This window comes from Variovorax sp. RCC_210 (genome assembly GCF_041355175.1).
Taxonomy (GTDB): Bacteria; Pseudomonadota; Gammaproteobacteria; order Burkholderiales; family Burkholderiaceae_C; genus Variovorax.
This window is the reverse complement of record NZ_JBFUPJ010000013.1, coordinates 118,371-134,011: the sequence shown is the minus strand read 5'-3', so window position 1 is coordinate 134,011 and position 15,641 is coordinate 118,371. Positions and strand designations below refer to the sequence as shown.

Genomic DNA, 15,641 nt, shown 5'->3' with positions numbered 1-15,641 from the left:
CATACCAGGAGACATCGATGACCTTCAAGAAGACCACCCTCGCCGCCGTGCTGGCGCTCATGGGCATGGGCATCGGCTTGGCCCACGCCGACATCACCATCGGCGTGGTGCAGCCGCTCACCGGCCCCGCCTCGGGCCTGGGCATTCCGGTGAAGAACGGCATCGCCATCTGGCCCAAGACCATCGCCGGCGAAACGCTCAAGGTGGTGGTGCTCGACGACGCCACCGACCCGACCACGGGCGTGAAGGACGCGCAGCGCCTGGTCACCGAGGACAAGGCCGACGTCATCGTCGGCTCCAGCGCCACGCCGGTCGCCATTCCCATGGCCGACGTGACGGCCGAAGCCGGCACGCCGCAGCTGTCGACCGCGCCGGCCGGCCTGCCGCCGGGCAAGGACAAGTGGTTCTTCCGCCTGCCGCAGTCGAACGACGTCATGGCCTACGCCGTGGTCGCGCACATGAAGAAGCAGAACGTGAAGACCGTCGGCTTCCTCGGCTACACCGACGCCTACGGCGAGCTGTGGCTGAAGGCGCTGACGGCCGAGGCCGCCAAGAACGGCATCAAGATCGTCGCCACCGAGCGCTTCGCGCGCGCCGACACCAGCGTGACCGGCCAGGTGCTGAAGCTCACGTCCGCCAACCCCGATGCGATCCTGATCGTGGCCTCGGGCAGCGGTGCCGGCATGCCGCAGAAGGCGGTGATGGAGCGCGGCTTCAAGGGCAAGGTCTACCAGACGCACGCCGCCGCCACGCAAGACCTGATGCGCACCGCCGGCAAGGACGCCGAAGGCACCTTCGTGGTGTCGGGCCCCGCCACGGTGGCCGAGCAGCTGCCCGACAGCCACCCCTCGAAGGCCGCGGCCGTGGCCTTCGTGCAGGGCTACGAGAAGGCCTACGGCCCCGGCTCGCGCAACCAGTTCGCCGGCCACGCGGCCGACGCGCTTACAGTGCTCGAGAAGGCCGTGCCGGTCGCGCTGAAGAAGGCCAAGCCCGGCACGCCGGAGTTCCGCGCCGCGCTGCGCGACGCGCTCGAAGGCATGGGCCGCACGGTGCTCGCGCACGGCGTGCTCAACTGGACGGCGCAGGACCACTGGGGCTACACGACCGAGACCGGCGTGATGCTCAAGGTGGTGAACGGCGCGTTCAAGGTCGAGCAGTAATCCTTTTCCAGACCTTTTCGCACAGCCTGCACCCCACGCCATGGACTTCTCGATCGCCAGCATCCTGACGCTGGACGGACTCACCAACGGCGCGATCTATGCCCTGCTGGGCATGGGCATCGTGCTGGTCTTCACGGTGACCCGCGTCATCTTCATTCCGCAGGGCGAATTCGTGGCGTACGGCGCGCTGACGCTGGCGATCTTCCAGACCGGCAAGACGCCGGGCACGGTGTGGCTGCTGCTGATACTCGCCGGCGTCGCCGCGCTGATGGACCTGGCGACCACCTGGCGCCACAGCGGCAGCGCGGCCAGCGGGCTGAAGGCGGCGCTGCGCACCTTCGCGCTGCCGGCCGTCATCTGCGCGGTGTCGGCGTGGGCCGGCCCGCGCAACCTGCCCATCGGCGTGCAGGCGCTGCTCACGGTGTTCATCGTCACGGCCTTCGGGCCGCTGGTGTACCGCGTGGCCTACCAGTCGCTGGCGGGCGCGAGCTCGCTGGTGCTGTTGATCGTCTCGGTGGGCGTGCACTTCGCGATGACGGGGCTGGGCCTGCTGTTCTTCGGCGCGGAAGGTTTTCGCAACCCGCCGTTCTGGGACGAGCGCATGGCGCTCGGGCCGCTGAACGTGAGCGGGCAGGCGCTGATCATCTTCGCGATGTCGGCGGCGCTGATCGTGCTGCTGTACCTTTTCTTCGAGCGCAGCCTGTACGGCAAGGCGTTGCGCGCGACGGCGGTGAACCGGCTGGGCGCGCGGCTCATGGGCATTTCCACGCAGGCCGCGGGCCAGCTCACCTTCGCCATGGCCGCGCTCATCGGTGCGTTGTCGGGCCTGCTGATCGGGCCGACGACCACGATCTTCTACGACTCGGGCTTTCTCATCGGGCTGAAAGGTTTCGTGGCCGGCGTCATCGGCGGCCTGGCCAGCTACCCCGGCGCGTTGCTGGGTGCCTTGGCCGTGGGCGTCATCGAGGCCTTCGGCTCTTTCTGGGCGAGCTCGTTCAAGGAAGTGATCGTGTTCACCATCATCCTGCCGGTGCTGCTGTGGCGTTCGCTGACCAGCGGGCATTCGGACGAGGAGCATTGACATGGAAGCGCTACTCAACCCGACCCAGACACAGGCGCCCGACAAGAGCGCGCTGCGCACCTGGGGCCCGCTCGCGCTGATCCTGGTGCTGGCAGCCCTGCCCTTCCTGCCGCTGCCCGACTTCTGGATCATCCAGCTCAACTACATCGGCATCTACACGCTGCCCGTGCTCGGCCTGGTGCTGCTCACCGGCGTAGGCGGGCTCACCTCCTTCGGGCAGGCCGCGTTCGTGGGCATCGGGGCGTACACCACCGCCTACCTCACGGTGAACACCGGGCTGTCGCCGTGGGTCACGCTGTTCATCGGGCTGGCGTTGACCGGCCTGAGCGCGGCGATCATCGGCGCGATCACGCTGCGCATGTCGGGCCACTACCTGCCGCTGGCGACCATCGCATGGGCGCTGTCGCTGTACTACCTCATGGGCAACCTCGACGCGCTCGGCAAGTACGACGGCATCCTGGGCGTGAAGGGTCTGTCGCTGTTCGGCTTCGAGTTCGGACAACAGCGGCTGTTCTACGGCGTGGTCTGGCTGTTCGCGATTCTTGCGGCCTTCGCGGTGATTCGCCTGCTCGACTCGCGCAGCGGCCGCGCCATCCGCTCGCTGGCCGGCGGCTCGCAGATGGCCGAGGCCATGGGCGTGAACACGCTGCGCTTCAAGATCGGCATCTTCGTGCTCGCGGCCATGCTGGCCTCCATCTCGGGGTGGCTGTTCGCGCACTTCCAGCGCACGGTGAACCCCTCGCCCTTCGGGCTGAAGATGGGCATCGAGTACCTCTTCATGGTGGTGCTCGGCGGCGCGGCCCACGTGTGGGGCGCCATCGCCGGCGCGGGCATCGTCAAGCTGCTGGAAGACCAGCTGCAGGTGCTGCTGCCCAAGCTCATCGGCACGGCCGGCAGCTATGAGCTGATCGTGTTCGGCATCATGATCGTGCTGGTGCTCAAGTACCTGCCCGACGGGCTCTGGGCCTTTGTCGACCGGCGCCTGCCGCGCCCGCGCCGCAGCGTCGACTGGCAAGGCGCCAGGGACCTGCCCGCGCGCGCCAGGCCCGCGGCCGGCGAGGTGGTGCTCGACGTGCAGGCCATCCGCAAGACCTTCGGCGGACTGGTGGCGGTGAACGACATCAGCTTTCAGACCCGCGCCGGGCAGATCGTCGGCCTCATCGGGCCGAACGGCGCGGGCAAGTCGACCACCTTCAACCTGGTGACCGGCGTGCTCGGCCTCACGAGCGGCGCGGTGCGCTTCCGGGGCGAGGCCATCGGCGGGCTGGGCGCGCGGCAGATCGCGCAGCGCGGCGTGTCGCGCACCTTCCAGCACGTGAAGATGGTGGCCGACATGACGGTGCTGGAAAACGTGGCGCTGGGCGCGCACCTGCGCGGGCGCAAGGGCGCCATCGCGGCCATGCTGCGCATCGACCGCGCCGAGGAGCGCGCGCTGTTCCGCGAGGCCGAGCGCCAGCTGCAGCGCGTGGGCATGGGCGAGCACCTGCACGAGCTCGCGGGCAACCTGGCCATGGGCCAGCAGCGCCTGCTGGAGATTGCGCGCGCCCTGTGCGCCGACCCGGCCCTGCTGCTGCTCGACGAGCCCGCGGCCGGCCTGCGCCACAAGGAAAAAGAAGCGCTGGGCAAGGTGCTGCGGCAGCTGCGCGGCGAGGGCATGAGCATCCTGCTGGTGGAACACGACATGGGCCTGGTGATGGACATCTGCGACCACATCGTGGTGATGGAATTCGGCACGCACCTGATGGAGGGCACGCCCTCCGAAGTGCAGGGCAGCGACAAGGTGCGCGCCGCGTACCTGGGCACGGAGCACTGACATGACGAGCAGCAACACCCCCTTGCTCCGCATTCGCGACCTGCACGCCGGCTACGGCCGCGCCGAAGTGCTGCACGGCATCGACCTGCAGGCCGGCCAGGGCAGCGTGGTGACGGTGATCGGGCCGAACGGGGCCGGCAAGTCGACCCTGCTGAACGCGCTGATGGGCGTGCTGCCTTCCAGGGGCGTGATCGAGTTCAGGGGCCAGCCCATCTCGGCGCTGTCGCTGGAAGAACGCGTGATGCTCGGCATTGCGCTGGTGCCCGAGAAGCGCGAGCTGTTCGGCACGATGCCGGTGGAAGACAACCTGGTGCTCGGCGCCTTCCGCCAGGTGCGCCTGCGCAACAAGCAGTGGCGAGACCGCATCGACGAGGTCTACACGCTGTTTCCACGCCTGAAGGAGCGCCGCGCGCAGCTGGCCGGCACGCTCTCGGGCGGGGAGCGGCAGATGCTGGCGGTGGGCCGCGCGCTGATGTCGCGCCCCACGCTGCTGATGCTCGACGAGCCCAGCCTGGGCCTGGCGCCGCTGGTGGTGCAGGAGATTTTTCGCACGGTCGATGCGCTGCGCGCCACGGGCGTGACGATCCTGCTGGTGGAACAGAACGCGCGCGCCGCGCTCGAGGTGGCCGACCACGGCTACGTGCTCGAGATGGGCAGCGTGAGCCTCGAGGGCGAGGCCAGCAAGCTGGCGGTGGATTCGCGCGTGATCGACACCTACCTGGGTGCGGCGCGCAAGGCCGCCTGAACCTGCGCGAAGCGGCGAACCGACAAGCACGCCGCGTCCGCCGCGGCAAGGAGACGACATGACACGACCGCGCCACTTTCACATCGGCCTGTGCGCGAGCGCGCTCGGCGTTGCCGCCTTGCTCGCGGCGTGTGCGGGCCGAGCACCGGCAACGCATGCGCCGCTGACCGCCGCGCGCCCCGGCACGCTGCAGGCCTGCACCGACCTGGCGGCGCGCGCCGCGTTGTCGGGCACGGTCTACACGTCGGTCACCGACGTGCCGGCGGGCAACGTCACGGTCGGCGGCGTGGCCATGGCCGCGCCCGCGCACTGCCTGGTGCAGGGCCGCATGAACGAACGCACGAGCCCTGTCGACGGCCAGCGCTACGCCATCGGCTTCGAGATGCGGCTGCCCGCCGCATGGAACGGGCGCTTCTTCTACCAGGCCAACGGCGGGCTCGACGGCGTGGTGCTGCCCGCGCTCGGCGGCATCGGCGGCGGGGGCCCGCGCAGCAGCGCGCTGCAGATGGGCTTCGCCGTCATCAGTTCCGACGCGGGCCATGCCGGCGCCATGGGCCCACGCTTCGGGCTGGACCCGCAGGCGCGGCTCGACTACGGCTACAACGCGGTCGCGCAGCTCACGCCTATGGCGAAGAACCTCATCGCCAAGGCCTACGGGCGCGAGCCCGACCGCTCCTACTTTGGCGGCTGCTCCAACGGCGGGCGGCATGCGATGGTGGCCGCGGTGCGCTCGGCCGGCCAGTACGACGGCATCCTCGCGGGCGACCCGGGCTTCAACCTGCCGAAGGCGGCGGTGGCGCAGCTGTATGGCGCGCAGCGGTACGCGGCCGTCGCCAGCGCGAGAACGCCGCAGGGCCAGCCCGACCTGCAGAGTGCCTTCACCCCGGCCGAGATGAAGCTGGTGGCCGACAAGGTGCTGCAGCGCTGCGACGCGCTCGACGGCCTGGCCGACGGCATCGTGTCGGACCTGCAGGCCTGCAGGACGCGCTTCGACATCCAGACCGCCGTGCCCACCTGCGCCGCCGGCGCGACGAATGCGCGCGACGGCCAGTGCCTGAGCGCGCCACAGAAGCAGGCGCTCTCCGACGTGTTCAAGGGCGCGCGCAACAGCGCGGGCCAGCCGCTGTACAGCAGCTTTCCGTTCGACGCGGGCGTGAGCGGCGCCAACTGGCGCGAGTGGAAGTTCGCGAGCCCGCCCACGCGCGACGCGGGCGCCGTGGCCTTCATCTTCAGCACACCGCCGCTGGCCGACCGGCCGCAGGGCCTGCCCTTTGCGCTGGGCTTCGACATGGACCGCGACGCGCCGCGCATCGCGGCCACCGACGGCGTGTTCCGCGAATCGGCGCTGTCGTTCATGACGCCGCCGGACGCAGCCCAGCTCGGCGCGCTGCGCGACCGGGGCGGCCGCATGATCGTCTACCACGGCACCAGCGACCCGGTGTTCTCGTCGGACGACACGGCCGCCTGGTACGAGCGCGTGCAGGCGGCCAACGGCGGCGACGCCTCTTCGTTCGCGCGCTACTTTCCCGTGCCCGGCATGAACCACTGCGCGGGCGGCCCGGCCACCGACCAGTTCGACATGCTGGGCGCGCTGGTCGACTGGGTCGAACAGGGCAAGGCGCCCGCATCGGTCGTTGCCGCCGCGCGCGGCGCGGGCACGCCGGTGCCGAACGCCGAGGTGCCTTCGAACTGGTCCGCCCAGCGCACGCGGCCGCTGTGCCCCTACCCGCAAGTCGCCACCTACACCGGCGGCGACACCGAGCGCGCGAGCAGCTTCGCGTGCAAGGCCCCCTGAATTCCGAACCCGAGCCCCCGATGGACTACCAGCCCCGCCCCGACGACATCCGCTTCCTGCTGAACGCCGTGCTCGACGCACCGGCCCGCCTGCGCGCGCTCGCGCCCTTCGCCGAGGTCGACGAGGCGCTGCAGTCGCAGGTGCTCGACGAGGCCGGCCGCTTCGTCGGCGAGGTGGTGGCGCCCCTCAACCGCGCCGGCGATGAAACCGGCTGCCGCTTCGCCGCCGGCGAGGTGGTGTCGCCGCCGGGCTTTCGCGAGGCCTACCAGGCCTTTGTCGACGGCGGCTGGCCCGCGCTGTCCGCCGCCACCGAAGACGGCGGCCAGGGCCTGCCCGCGGTGCTCGAGGCCGTGCTGTACGAATGGCTGGCAGCCGCCAACCACGGCCTCACGATGGCGCCCGGCCTGCTGCACGGCGCCTATGCCTGCCTGAAGCACCACGGCAGCGATGCGCTGAAGCAGCGCTACCTGTCGAAAATCGCGACCGGCGAATGGCTCGCGACCATGTGCCTGACGGAAGCGCATGCGGGCAGCGACCTGGGCCAGGTGCGCACGCGCGCTGTGCCCCACGAAGAGAAGGCGGATGGCAGCCTGCGCGTGACCGGCGGCAAGATCTTCATCTCCGGCGGCGAACACGACCTGACGCCGAACATCGTGCACCTGGTGCTGTGCCGGTTGCCCGATGCACCGGCGGGCCCCAAGGGCCTGTCGCTGGCGCTGGTGCCCAAGCTGCTGCCCGACGGCATGCGCAACGCGGTGCACTGCGAGCGCATCGAGGAAAAGATGGGCCTGCACGGCAGCCCCACCTGCACGATGCGCTTCGACGACGCCACCGGCTGGCTGGTGGGCGAGCCCGGCCGTGGGCTGGCCGCGATGTTCGTGATGATGAATTCGGCCCGCCTGCACGTGGCGCTGCAGGGCATCGGCCTGCTCGACGCGGCCTGGCAGAAGGCCGACGCTTATGCGGCCGAGCGCCGCCAGATGCGCGCGCCCGGCCCGGTGCCCGCGAGCCGCGGCAGCGAAAGCGCGGACCTGATCGCCGAGCACCCGGCGGTGCGCCGCATTCTCGACACGCAGCGCGCCTGGATCGACGGCGCGCGCACGCTGGCCTACCGCAGCGCGCTGATGCTCGACGTGGCCGCGCACGACGCCGACCCCAAGGCGCGCGAACGCGCGCAGCGCTGGTGCTCTTTCGTCACGCCGGTGCTGAAGGCGGCGTGCACGCAGCAGGCCTTTCAGGGCGCGAGCGAATGCCTGCAGGTGTTCGGCGGCCACGGCTACGTGCGTGAATGGGGCATCGAGCAGATCGTGCGCGACGCGCGCGTGACCATGATCTACGAGGGCACCAACGAGATCCAGGCCATCGACCTGCTGGTGCGCAAGGTGCTGCCCGACGGCGGCGCCGGCATGTCGGCCGTGCTGCTGGAGTTGCGCGACACGCTCGACGCCTCGCGCGAGGCCGATGCCGACGTACAGCGCCGGCTCGCGCAGCTGCGCTACCTGGGCACGACCGTGGCAATGGCCGCGCATGCCAACCCGGTGCTGCCGCACGAGGTGGCCGACGACTACCTGCGCGTGACGATGCTCACGATGATGGCCTGGGCCTGGGCACGCATCGAAGTGGCGGCGCCGCAGGATGCGGGCAAGGCCCGCGCGGCCGCCGCCTTTCGGCGCTGGGTGCTGCCCGAATTCGAGATGCGGCTGGGCATCGTCAAGAAGGCCTGCGAGACCGTGGCGCTCACGCACTCGGCGCAGGGCGGGGAGCGTGCGGGTGTCGCGCGGTAACCAACGGGCACCGTCGCGGCCGGGCCGGGCGGTTACGCTCGTGCCATGGCGTCTTCCCCGAAATCCGTGGCCGCGAAAAGCGAACTGAACATGGCCTCGCAAGGCAAGCCCGACCGGCTCGACGCACGCATGCTCGAAGCGCTGGTCGGCTACAACGCGCGCCGCGCATGGCTCATCGTGAGTGCCTTCTTCGCCGAGCGCATGGCGCCCTACGGCCTGAAGCAGATCGACTTCTCGGTGCTCTCCCTGCTCGCGCACAACCCCGGCGCCACCTCGCGCCAGCTGTGCAATGCGCTGGACATACTTCCGCCGAACCTGGTGAGCCTGGTGGCCACGCTGGACAGCCGCGGCCTCATCGAGCGCCGGCCGCATCCGCACGACGGCCGCGCGGTGGGCCTGCACCTGACGCCGGACGGCGAAACGCTGATTCGCGAGGCCGAGCAGGCCGTGGTGCAGCTCGAGGCCGATGCCAGCGCCAAGCTCAGCGCCCGCGAGCGCGAGACGCTGATCAAGCTGCTGCAGAAGATCTATCTGTAGCTGCTGGCGCGGCGGCTGGAGCCCTGCCGCCCCGCAGCCCGACAGCCTTACAGCCCGCGCTCGACCATGTCGATCAGCTGCTGGCCCAGCGCGTGGATCGCCCGCGCATCGGTGCCGCGCAACGGCCCGTCGATGATGAGCAGCGCCAGCCCGTGCACCGCCGACCACGCGAGGTATTCGGCATTGGGCCGCCGCGCCGGGTCGAGCACGCCGGCGTCCACCAGGCGGTCGATGGCCTTGCCCAGCAGCTCGAAGGGGTCGAGCCCGCTCGCGCCGGCCTTGGCCGGGCCCAGCTCGCCGCGGCCCTCGTCGGAGATCACGAACGCCGTGCGGAACAGGCCGGGCTCGGCCTGCGCGAAGCCCAGGTAGGCGGTGCCGATGGCGCGCACCTGCGCACGCGCGAAGTCGGCGGGGGGCTGGTCGCAGGGGAGCACGGCCAGTTCCTTTTCCATGGCGCCCGCCGCGGCGGCCAGCGCCTCCGCGCGCACGGCCAGCAGCAGTTCCTGCCGGCTGCCGAAGTGGCGGTACGCCGCGTTCGGCACCACGCCCACGCGCCGCGTGGCTTCGCGCAGCACCACGGCGTCGGGGCCGCCGTCGCGCGCCAGCTCGATGCCCGCGTCCAGCAAGGCCCTGCGCAGGTCACCGTGGCGGTAGGTGCTGCGAGCGGGCGGCAGGCTTTCTGGGACGTTGTTGAGCTTCATCTGATTTCCATGTGGACACTGTCCATTATCCCTGCTATTCTTTGTGGACGGTGTACACAACTTAATCAGATCGTTTGCGGAACCAGACACCGGGGCCTGCAACACACCCATCCTCGAAACCCAAGGAGTTGCCATGAAAGTCCAGTCGTATCTCTCGTTCGAAGGCCGCTGCGACGAAGCGCTCGGCTTCTACAAGAAGGCGCTAGGCGCCGAGGTCGTGCAGCTGATGCGCTACAGCGAGGCCCCAGCGAGTGCCACCTCGGGCGCCCCCTCGGACAACGCCGACGCCAGCTGCGGCGGCGCCACCCCCAGCGGCGACAAGGTGATGCACGCCGTGGTGCGCATCGGCGAAACCGAGCTCATGGCCTCCGACGGCCGCTGCTCCGGCCAGGCCGAGTTCAAGGGCGTGATGCTCGCCCTGACCGCCAGCACCGACGCCGAGGCCCGCCAGTGGTTCGACGCGCTGGCCGACGGCGGCCAGGTGATGCAGCCGCTGATCCCCACCTTCTTCACCTCCAGCTTCGGCATGCTGAACGACCGCTTCGGCGTGAGCTGGCTGCTGGTGGTGCACCAGGCAAGCTGACCCGGTCGACCCATCACCTGCACGTCATCCACACCCTTCGCCAGAGACGCCTTCCATGCTCAAGACCATCGCCCTCGTCATCGTCGCCGCAATCGCCGCGCTGCTGATCTTCGCGGCCACCCGGCCCGGCACCTTTCGCGTGGAGCGCACCGCGCGCATCGACGCGCCGGCCGAGAAGATCTTTGCGCTGATCGACGACTTCCACCGCTGGGGCACGTGGTCGCCCTACGAAAAGCTGGACCCCGCCATGAAGCGCAGCTTCGGCGGCGCCGCCAGCGGCAAGGGCGCCACCTATGCCTGGGAGAGCGACGGCAAGGCGGGCGCGGGGCGCATGGAAATCATCGAGTCTGTGCCCGCGTCGAAGGTGGGCATCAACCTCGACTTCACCAAGCCCATCGAAGGCCACAACCTCGCGGAGTTCACGCTGCAGCCGCAAGGCAATGCCACCCAGGTGACCTGGTCGATGCAGGGCGAGAGCCCGTACATCGCCAAGCTCATGGGCATCTTCTTCAACATGGACCAGATGATCGGCAAGGACTTCGAAGCAGGCCTCGCCAATCTGAAGACCGCCACCGAAAAGTAAGCAAGGAAAAACTCATGTCCCCCATCAACGCCTACCTCACGTTCGACGGCAACGCCGCCGAGGCCATGCGCTTCTACGAGAAGACGCTCGGCGGCACCCTGCAGATGATGATGACCATGGGCGAGGCGCCCGGCGCGGAGCAGTTTCCGCCCGGCGCGGCCAGCCGCATCATGCATGCCGCGCTGGCCTACGGCGGCGGCCTGCTCATGGCCTCCGACAGCATGCCCGGCCAGCCCTACGAGGGCATGAAGGGCTTCGGCGTGGCGCTCACGCTGGACACCGTGGCCGAGGGCCGGCGCGTGTTCGACGCCCTCGCCGAAGGCGGCAAGGTCGGCATGCCGTACGACAAGACCTTCTGGGTCGAGGCCTTCGGCATGGTCACCGACCGCTTCGGCACGCCGTGGCTCGTCAACGGCGGCAAGCCCCTGCTGTGACGGCGATGACCGCGACGGCCGGCCCGCTCGACAACCGCAAGCGCTGGCTCGCCCTGATGGTGCTGTGCCTGGGCGTGCTGATGATCGTGCTCGACACCACCATCGTGAACGTGGCGCTGCCCTCCATCCGCACCGACCTGGGCTTCAGCGAAACCTCGCTGGTGTGGGTGGTGAACGCCTACATGCTCACCTTCGGCGGCTTCCTGCTGCTGGGCGGGCGGCTGGGCGACCTGTACGGCCACCGCCGCGTGTTCCTCGCGGGGCTGGTGCTGTTCACGCTGGCGTCGCTGGCGTGCGGCGTGTCGACCTCGCAGGGCCTGCTGGTGGCCGCGCGCGCGGTGCAGGGCCTGGGCGGCGCGGTGGTGTCGGCCGTGTCGCTCTCGCTCATCATGAACCTGTTCACCGAGCCGGCCGACCGCGCCAAGGCCATGGGCGTGTACGGCTTCGTGTGCGCGGGCGGCGGCAGCATCGGCGTGCTGCTGGGCGGCCTGCTGACGAGCACGCTGAGCTGGCACTGGATCTTCCTGGTGAACCTGCCCATCGGCGTGGCGGTGTACGCGCTGTGCGTGGCGCTGCTGCCCGGCGCGCGCGGCCATGCGCACGGCGAGAAGCTGGACGTGGCCGGCGCCGTCACGGTCACGCTGTCGCTCATGCTCGCGGTGTACGGCGTGGTCAACGGCAACGAGGCCGGCTGGGCCTCCGCGCAGACGCTCGGGCTGCTCGGCGCGGCGGTGGTGCTGCTGGCGGCGTTCATCGCCATCGAGTCGCGGGTGCGCCATCCGCTGATGCCGCTGGGCCTGTTCAGGCTGCGCAGCGTGTCGGTGGCCAACGTGGTGGGCGTGCTGTGGGCCGCCGCCATGTTCGCGTGGTTCTTCATCTCGGCGCTGTACATGCAGCTGGTGCTCAACTACACGCCCATGCAGATCGGCCTGGCCTTCCTGCCGGCGAACATCATCATGGCGGTGTTCTCGCTGGGCCTGTCCGCCAGGATCGTGATGCGCTTCGGCATCCGCAAGCCGCTGGCCGCGGGGTTGTGGCTGGCGGCCATCGGGCTGGCGCTGTTCGCGCGCGCGCCGGTCAACGGCAGCTTCGTGGTCGACGTGCTGCCCGGCATGATGCTGCTCGGCCTGGGCGCGGGCATGGCCTTCAACCCGGTGCTGCTGGCCGCCATGAGCGAGGTGAGCCCGAGCGACTCGGGCCTGGCCTCGGGCGTGGTCAACACCGCCTTCATGATGGGCGGCGCGCTGGGCCTGGCCGTGCTGGCCAGCGCCGCGGCGGCGCGCACCGCGTCGATGGACGCCGCCGGCGCGCAGCTGCCGCTGGCGCTCACCGGGGGCTACAACCTGGCGTTTCTCGTGGGCGCCGTGTTCGCGGCGGCGGCGGGGTTGATCGGGGCCTTGCTGCTTCGCTCGGCCATGCCGGGCCAGATGCAGCACGGCAGCGACGCGGCCACCTCCCGCGAAACGGCGGCGTCATGAGCACCGCGTCATGCGACCCACGCAAGCCATGCAAGCCATGCAGATGCCGCTTTTCTTCCTCCAACGTTTCCACTCTTTGTTCAGGAGAAACACCATGGCCCGCTATGTAGACGGATTCATCGTCGCCGTTCCCACCGCCAACGTCGAGGCCTACCGCAAGCTGGCGCGCAAGGCCGGCAAGGTGTGGATGGAGTACGGCGCGCTTGAGTACGTGGAGTGCATCGCCGACGACGTGAAGCCCGGCAAGCTCACCTCGTTTCCGCAGAGCGTGAAGCAGAAGGCCGACGAAACCGTGGCCTTCTCGTGGATCACCTACAAGTCGCGCAAGCACCGCGACACGGTGAACGCCAAGGTCATGGCCGACCCGCGCATCGCGTCGATGGACCCGAAGACCATGCCCTTCGATGCGAAGCGGATGATCTTCGGCGGCTTCAAGAGCATCGTCGAGTTCTGAGCCCGCGCGCGCAGGTGTTCAGGCCAGGAAGCCGTCGTAGACGAGCTTCAGGCCGGTGAGCAGCATCCCGAGGTACACGAAGCGGTAGAACCATGTCGCGTCGATGCGCCGCGCGATGCGAATGCCGACCCATACGCCGAAGGGCGCGATCGGCATCAGCACCAGCGAGGTGGCCAGCGTGCGCAGGTCGATGAGCCCGAGCCATGCGTAGGGAATCCACTTGCTCAGGTTCACCACGAAGAAGAAGTACGCCATGGTGGCCGTGAACACCACCGGCGAGAGCCGCAGCGGAATCACGTAGGCGTTGATCGGCGGGCCGCCCGCGTGCGCGATGAAGCTGGTGAAGCCCGACACCGTGGTCAGCAACGCGCCCACGCCGCGCGAGGGCAGCGGATCGTTCGGCTTGGGCGGGAACAGCAGGCGCTGCGCCAGGAACACCAGCGTGAACACGCCCACGATGCCCGCCACCGTGTGCGCCGACAGCATGCGGAACAGCAGCGTGCCGATCACCGTGCCCAGCAGGCCGAAGGGAACCAGGAACTTGAGCAGCGAGCGGTCGAAGTCGCGCCGGAACGCCGCCAGGCCCAGCACGTCCATCAGCAGCAACAGCGGCATGAGGATGGCGGCCGCCTGCGGCACCGTGACGGCCAGCGCCATCATCGGCACCGCGAGCGAACCGAAGCCCGCGCCGAAGCCGCTCTTGCTGATGCCGAGCAGCAGCACGGCGGGAATGGCGACCGCGTAGAAATGCGGGTCGGTGATGAGGGGAAAGGCCATGGAGAAGCTGGAAACTGGGGAACGCAACGCAAAAAAAGCCCATCGGGGCGGCGGGCTTGGCGAGCGTAGCAGGATGGGGCGGGCCCTGCTGGAGCCCATCGGACACAGGACGTGGCGTGCGTGACGTGCCTGGGTGTGAGTTGCGCTTGGCGTGCGTCAGCGCTCGAGCGCGCCGCCGGCCAGCCAGCTCGCGCCGCGCCGGTACAGCGCCTCCACCGCCGGGCCCTTGAGCATCGGCATGTCGAGCTTCACCGTGTAGCCGATGCGCTGCTGGATGTAGGTGAGGTGGCGGTAGCCCTCGGGCAGGCCGGCCAGCACGTCGGCGTCGAGCCGCACCGTGGCGGCCGGGTCCACCGGGTCGATGCGGTCCTTCTCGTAGATCGGCTGGCGGTGCAGCAGCTTCCACTCGCCGCCGTGCTTTTCCACGAAGTCGTAGAAGCGGCCGGTGCACACCACGTCGCACAGCACGCCCTCGACCATGCCGCGCTGCGAGATGGTCATCTTGGTCTGCGCGATGGCGCGCTCGCCCGCCACCTCGATGGCCGAGCCGCCCAGGAAGTGCAGGATGCTCACGCCCTTGGCCCAGCCCTCCTGCGTGACGCGGATGAACTCGGTGTATGGGCCCTGGAACCAGGTGGCCATCATCACGCCGTCGGGGTGCCACACGGTGGCGAAGCGCTCCCAGTCGCCGGCGTCGCGCCACACGGCCCAGCGCTCGATCATCTGGCGGATCAGCAGCTCCTGCTGCAGGGTGTCGGTCATGGGCGTTGTCTCCTTGCTGTTCTCTTCGGGTCAGGCGGGTTGCGCTGCCGGCTGCTTCAGCGGGTCAAGCGGTTTCAGCGGGTTCAGCACGAAGTCGAAGTCGAGCAGCCAGCGCCCATTGGCCTGCTGCGTCCACGGCGCCACCAGCGACTGGCGCACCGCGAACACCGCGTCGGAGTCCAGCCACTGGTCGCCCTCGCGGAACACGTGCGTGATGAGCGGCTCGTAGCCCGGCGCCTCGATCTTGAAATGCAGGTGCGCGGGCCGCCACGGGTGGCGCCTGGTCGCGCGCAGCAGGTCGCCCACGGGGCCGTCGACCGGAATGGGGTACGCCTCGGCCAGCACGCTGCGAAAGTGCAGCGAGCCATCGGGCGCGGTGCGCAGGCGGCCGCGGTTCTCGGAGTGGTCCAGCCCTTCGTGCTGCACGTCGTAGTGGCCGCCCTCGTCGGCCTGCCACACGTCGACCACCGCGTCGGGCACCGGCTCGCCGCCCAGGCCGCGCACCGTGGCGCGCACGTCGCAGGGGGCACCCGCGGCGCCGTTGGCCACGTCGGCGCCCTGCTCGTACTCGGGGGCGCCCTCGAAATAGAAGGGGCCGAACACCGTGGCCTCGGTGCAGCCGGCGGGCTTGTCGTTGTTCATGGCAATGGTCAGCATCGACAGGCCCAGCACGTCCGACAGCAGGATGAACTCCTGGCGCTTGTCGTCGCACTTCTGGCCCGTGGCCGTGAGGTACTGGATGCCCTGGAACCACTCGGCTTCGGTGAGCTTCACCTCGCGCGCGAAGGCGTGCAGGTGCTGCACCAGGCTGGTCATGATCTCGTGCAGGCGCGGGTCGGGCGTGTCGGCGAAGCGCGCGAGCACGGCCTGCGTGATGTTGTCCTGGTTCAGGTTGCGCATCGTGGTGTCTCCAATGGAATCTCGGTAGGTAGCGCGCACTGTAGGTCGCGGCCC

The 15,641-nt window shown here is 69.8% G+C and carries 16 protein-coding genes; 12 read left to right on the top strand and 4 right to left on the bottom strand.

Going from position 1 to position 15,641, the window contains the following annotated elements; genetic code table 11:
* Positions 1–17: 17 nt before the first annotated feature.
* The 7 genes from AB6807_RS29090 to AB6807_RS29060 are packed head-to-tail and all read left to right on the top strand — an operon-like array spanning position 18 to position 8,915.
* Positions 18–1,160: an ABC transporter substrate-binding protein gene (locus tag AB6807_RS29090; RefSeq protein ID WP_371087286.1), complete on the top strand. Its 1,143-nt coding sequence runs from the start codon at positions 18–20 to the stop codon at positions 1,158–1,160.
* 40 nt (positions 1,161–1,200) lie between these two features.
* The gene (locus AB6807_RS29085) at positions 1,201–2,241 is read left to right on the top strand and encodes a branched-chain amino acid ABC transporter permease (RefSeq protein WP_116909354.1); all 1,041 of its coding nucleotides are present in this window, start codon (positions 1,201–1,203) and stop codon (positions 2,239–2,241) included.
* A 1-nt stretch (position 2,242) separates the two neighbouring features.
* Positions 2,243–4,054 (top strand): ATP-binding cassette domain-containing protein, encoded by a 1,812-nt coding sequence (locus AB6807_RS29080; RefSeq protein ID WP_371087285.1) that lies wholly within the window; start codon positions 2,243–2,245, stop codon positions 4,052–4,054.
* Position 4,055: 1 nt separating this feature from the next.
* Positions 4,056–4,799, top strand: coding sequence for an ABC transporter ATP-binding protein (locus AB6807_RS29075; protein ID WP_371087284.1), 744 nt, complete (start codon positions 4,056–4,058; stop codon positions 4,797–4,799).
* 58 nt (positions 4,800–4,857) lie between these two features.
* Entirely contained in the window at positions 4,858–6,594 is a 1,737-nt protein-coding gene (locus AB6807_RS29070) for a tannase/feruloyl esterase family alpha/beta hydrolase (RefSeq protein WP_371087283.1), read from the top strand.
* A 20-nt stretch (positions 6,595–6,614) separates the two neighbouring features.
* The gene (locus tag AB6807_RS29065) at positions 6,615–8,378 is read left to right on the top strand and encodes an acyl-CoA dehydrogenase family protein (protein WP_371087282.1); all 1,764 of its coding nucleotides are present in this window, start codon (positions 6,615–6,617) and stop codon (positions 8,376–8,378) included.
* Between the two features lie 45 nt (positions 8,379–8,423).
* Positions 8,424–8,915 carry a MarR family winged helix-turn-helix transcriptional regulator gene (locus AB6807_RS29060; RefSeq protein ID WP_371087281.1) on the top strand — a complete coding sequence of 164 codons (492 nt, stop codon included), beginning with the start codon at positions 8,424–8,426 and terminating at the stop codon, positions 8,913–8,915.
* 47 nt (positions 8,916–8,962) lie between these two features.
* On the opposite strand, the gene AB6807_RS29055 is transcribed toward AB6807_RS29060, so the two are convergent.
* The gene (locus tag AB6807_RS29055) at positions 8,963–9,616 is read right to left on the bottom strand and encodes a TetR/AcrR family transcriptional regulator (RefSeq protein WP_116909360.1); all 654 of its coding nucleotides are present in this window, start codon (positions 9,614–9,616) and stop codon (positions 8,963–8,965) included.
* 133 nt (positions 9,617–9,749) lie between these two features.
* Between AB6807_RS29055 and AB6807_RS29050 the strand changes: the two genes are divergently transcribed.
* The 5 genes from AB6807_RS29050 (at position 9,750) to AB6807_RS29030 (ending at position 13,148) form a co-directional block, all read left to right on the top strand.
* Positions 9,750–10,199 (top strand): VOC family protein, encoded by a 450-nt coding sequence (locus tag AB6807_RS29050; protein WP_371087280.1) that lies wholly within the window; start codon positions 9,750–9,752, stop codon positions 10,197–10,199.
* 55 nt (positions 10,200–10,254) lie between these two features.
* The gene (locus tag AB6807_RS29045) at positions 10,255–10,782 is read left to right on the top strand and encodes an SRPBCC family protein (RefSeq protein ID WP_371087279.1); all 528 of its coding nucleotides are present in this window, start codon (positions 10,255–10,257) and stop codon (positions 10,780–10,782) included.
* A 14-nt stretch (positions 10,783–10,796) separates the two neighbouring features.
* Complete coding sequence (locus AB6807_RS29040; protein WP_371087278.1) at positions 10,797–11,216, top strand: VOC family protein; 420 nt, start codon at positions 10,797–10,799, stop codon at positions 11,214–11,216.
* A gap of 5 nt (positions 11,217–11,221) precedes the next feature.
* Complete coding sequence (locus AB6807_RS29035) at positions 11,222–12,694, top strand: DHA2 family efflux MFS transporter permease subunit (protein WP_371087277.1); 1,473 nt, start codon at positions 11,222–11,224, stop codon at positions 12,692–12,694.
* Positions 12,695–12,788: 94 nt separating this feature from the next.
* Positions 12,789–13,148, top strand: a complete 360-nt coding sequence (locus AB6807_RS29030) for a DUF1428 domain-containing protein (RefSeq protein WP_116909365.1) — start codon at positions 12,789–12,791, stop codon at positions 13,146–13,148.
* Positions 13,149–13,166: 18 nt separating this feature from the next.
* On the opposite strand, the gene AB6807_RS29025 is transcribed toward AB6807_RS29030, so the two are convergent.
* The 3 genes from AB6807_RS29025 to AB6807_RS29015 form a co-directional block, all read right to left on the bottom strand.
* Positions 13,167–13,925: a sulfite exporter TauE/SafE family protein gene (locus AB6807_RS29025; RefSeq protein WP_371087276.1), complete on the bottom strand. Its 759-nt coding sequence runs from the start codon at positions 13,923–13,925 to the stop codon at positions 13,167–13,169.
* A 156-nt stretch (positions 13,926–14,081) separates the two neighbouring features.
* Positions 14,082–14,687 carry a nuclear transport factor 2 family protein gene (locus AB6807_RS29020; RefSeq protein ID WP_116909367.1) on the bottom strand — a complete coding sequence of 202 codons (606 nt, stop codon included), beginning with the start codon at positions 14,685–14,687 and terminating at the stop codon, positions 14,082–14,084.
* Positions 14,688–14,717: 30 nt separating this feature from the next.
* Positions 14,718–15,587, bottom strand: a complete 870-nt coding sequence (locus tag AB6807_RS29015) for an intradiol ring-cleavage dioxygenase (RefSeq protein WP_371087275.1) — start codon at positions 15,585–15,587, stop codon at positions 14,718–14,720.
* Positions 15,588–15,641: the final 54 nt, after the last annotated feature.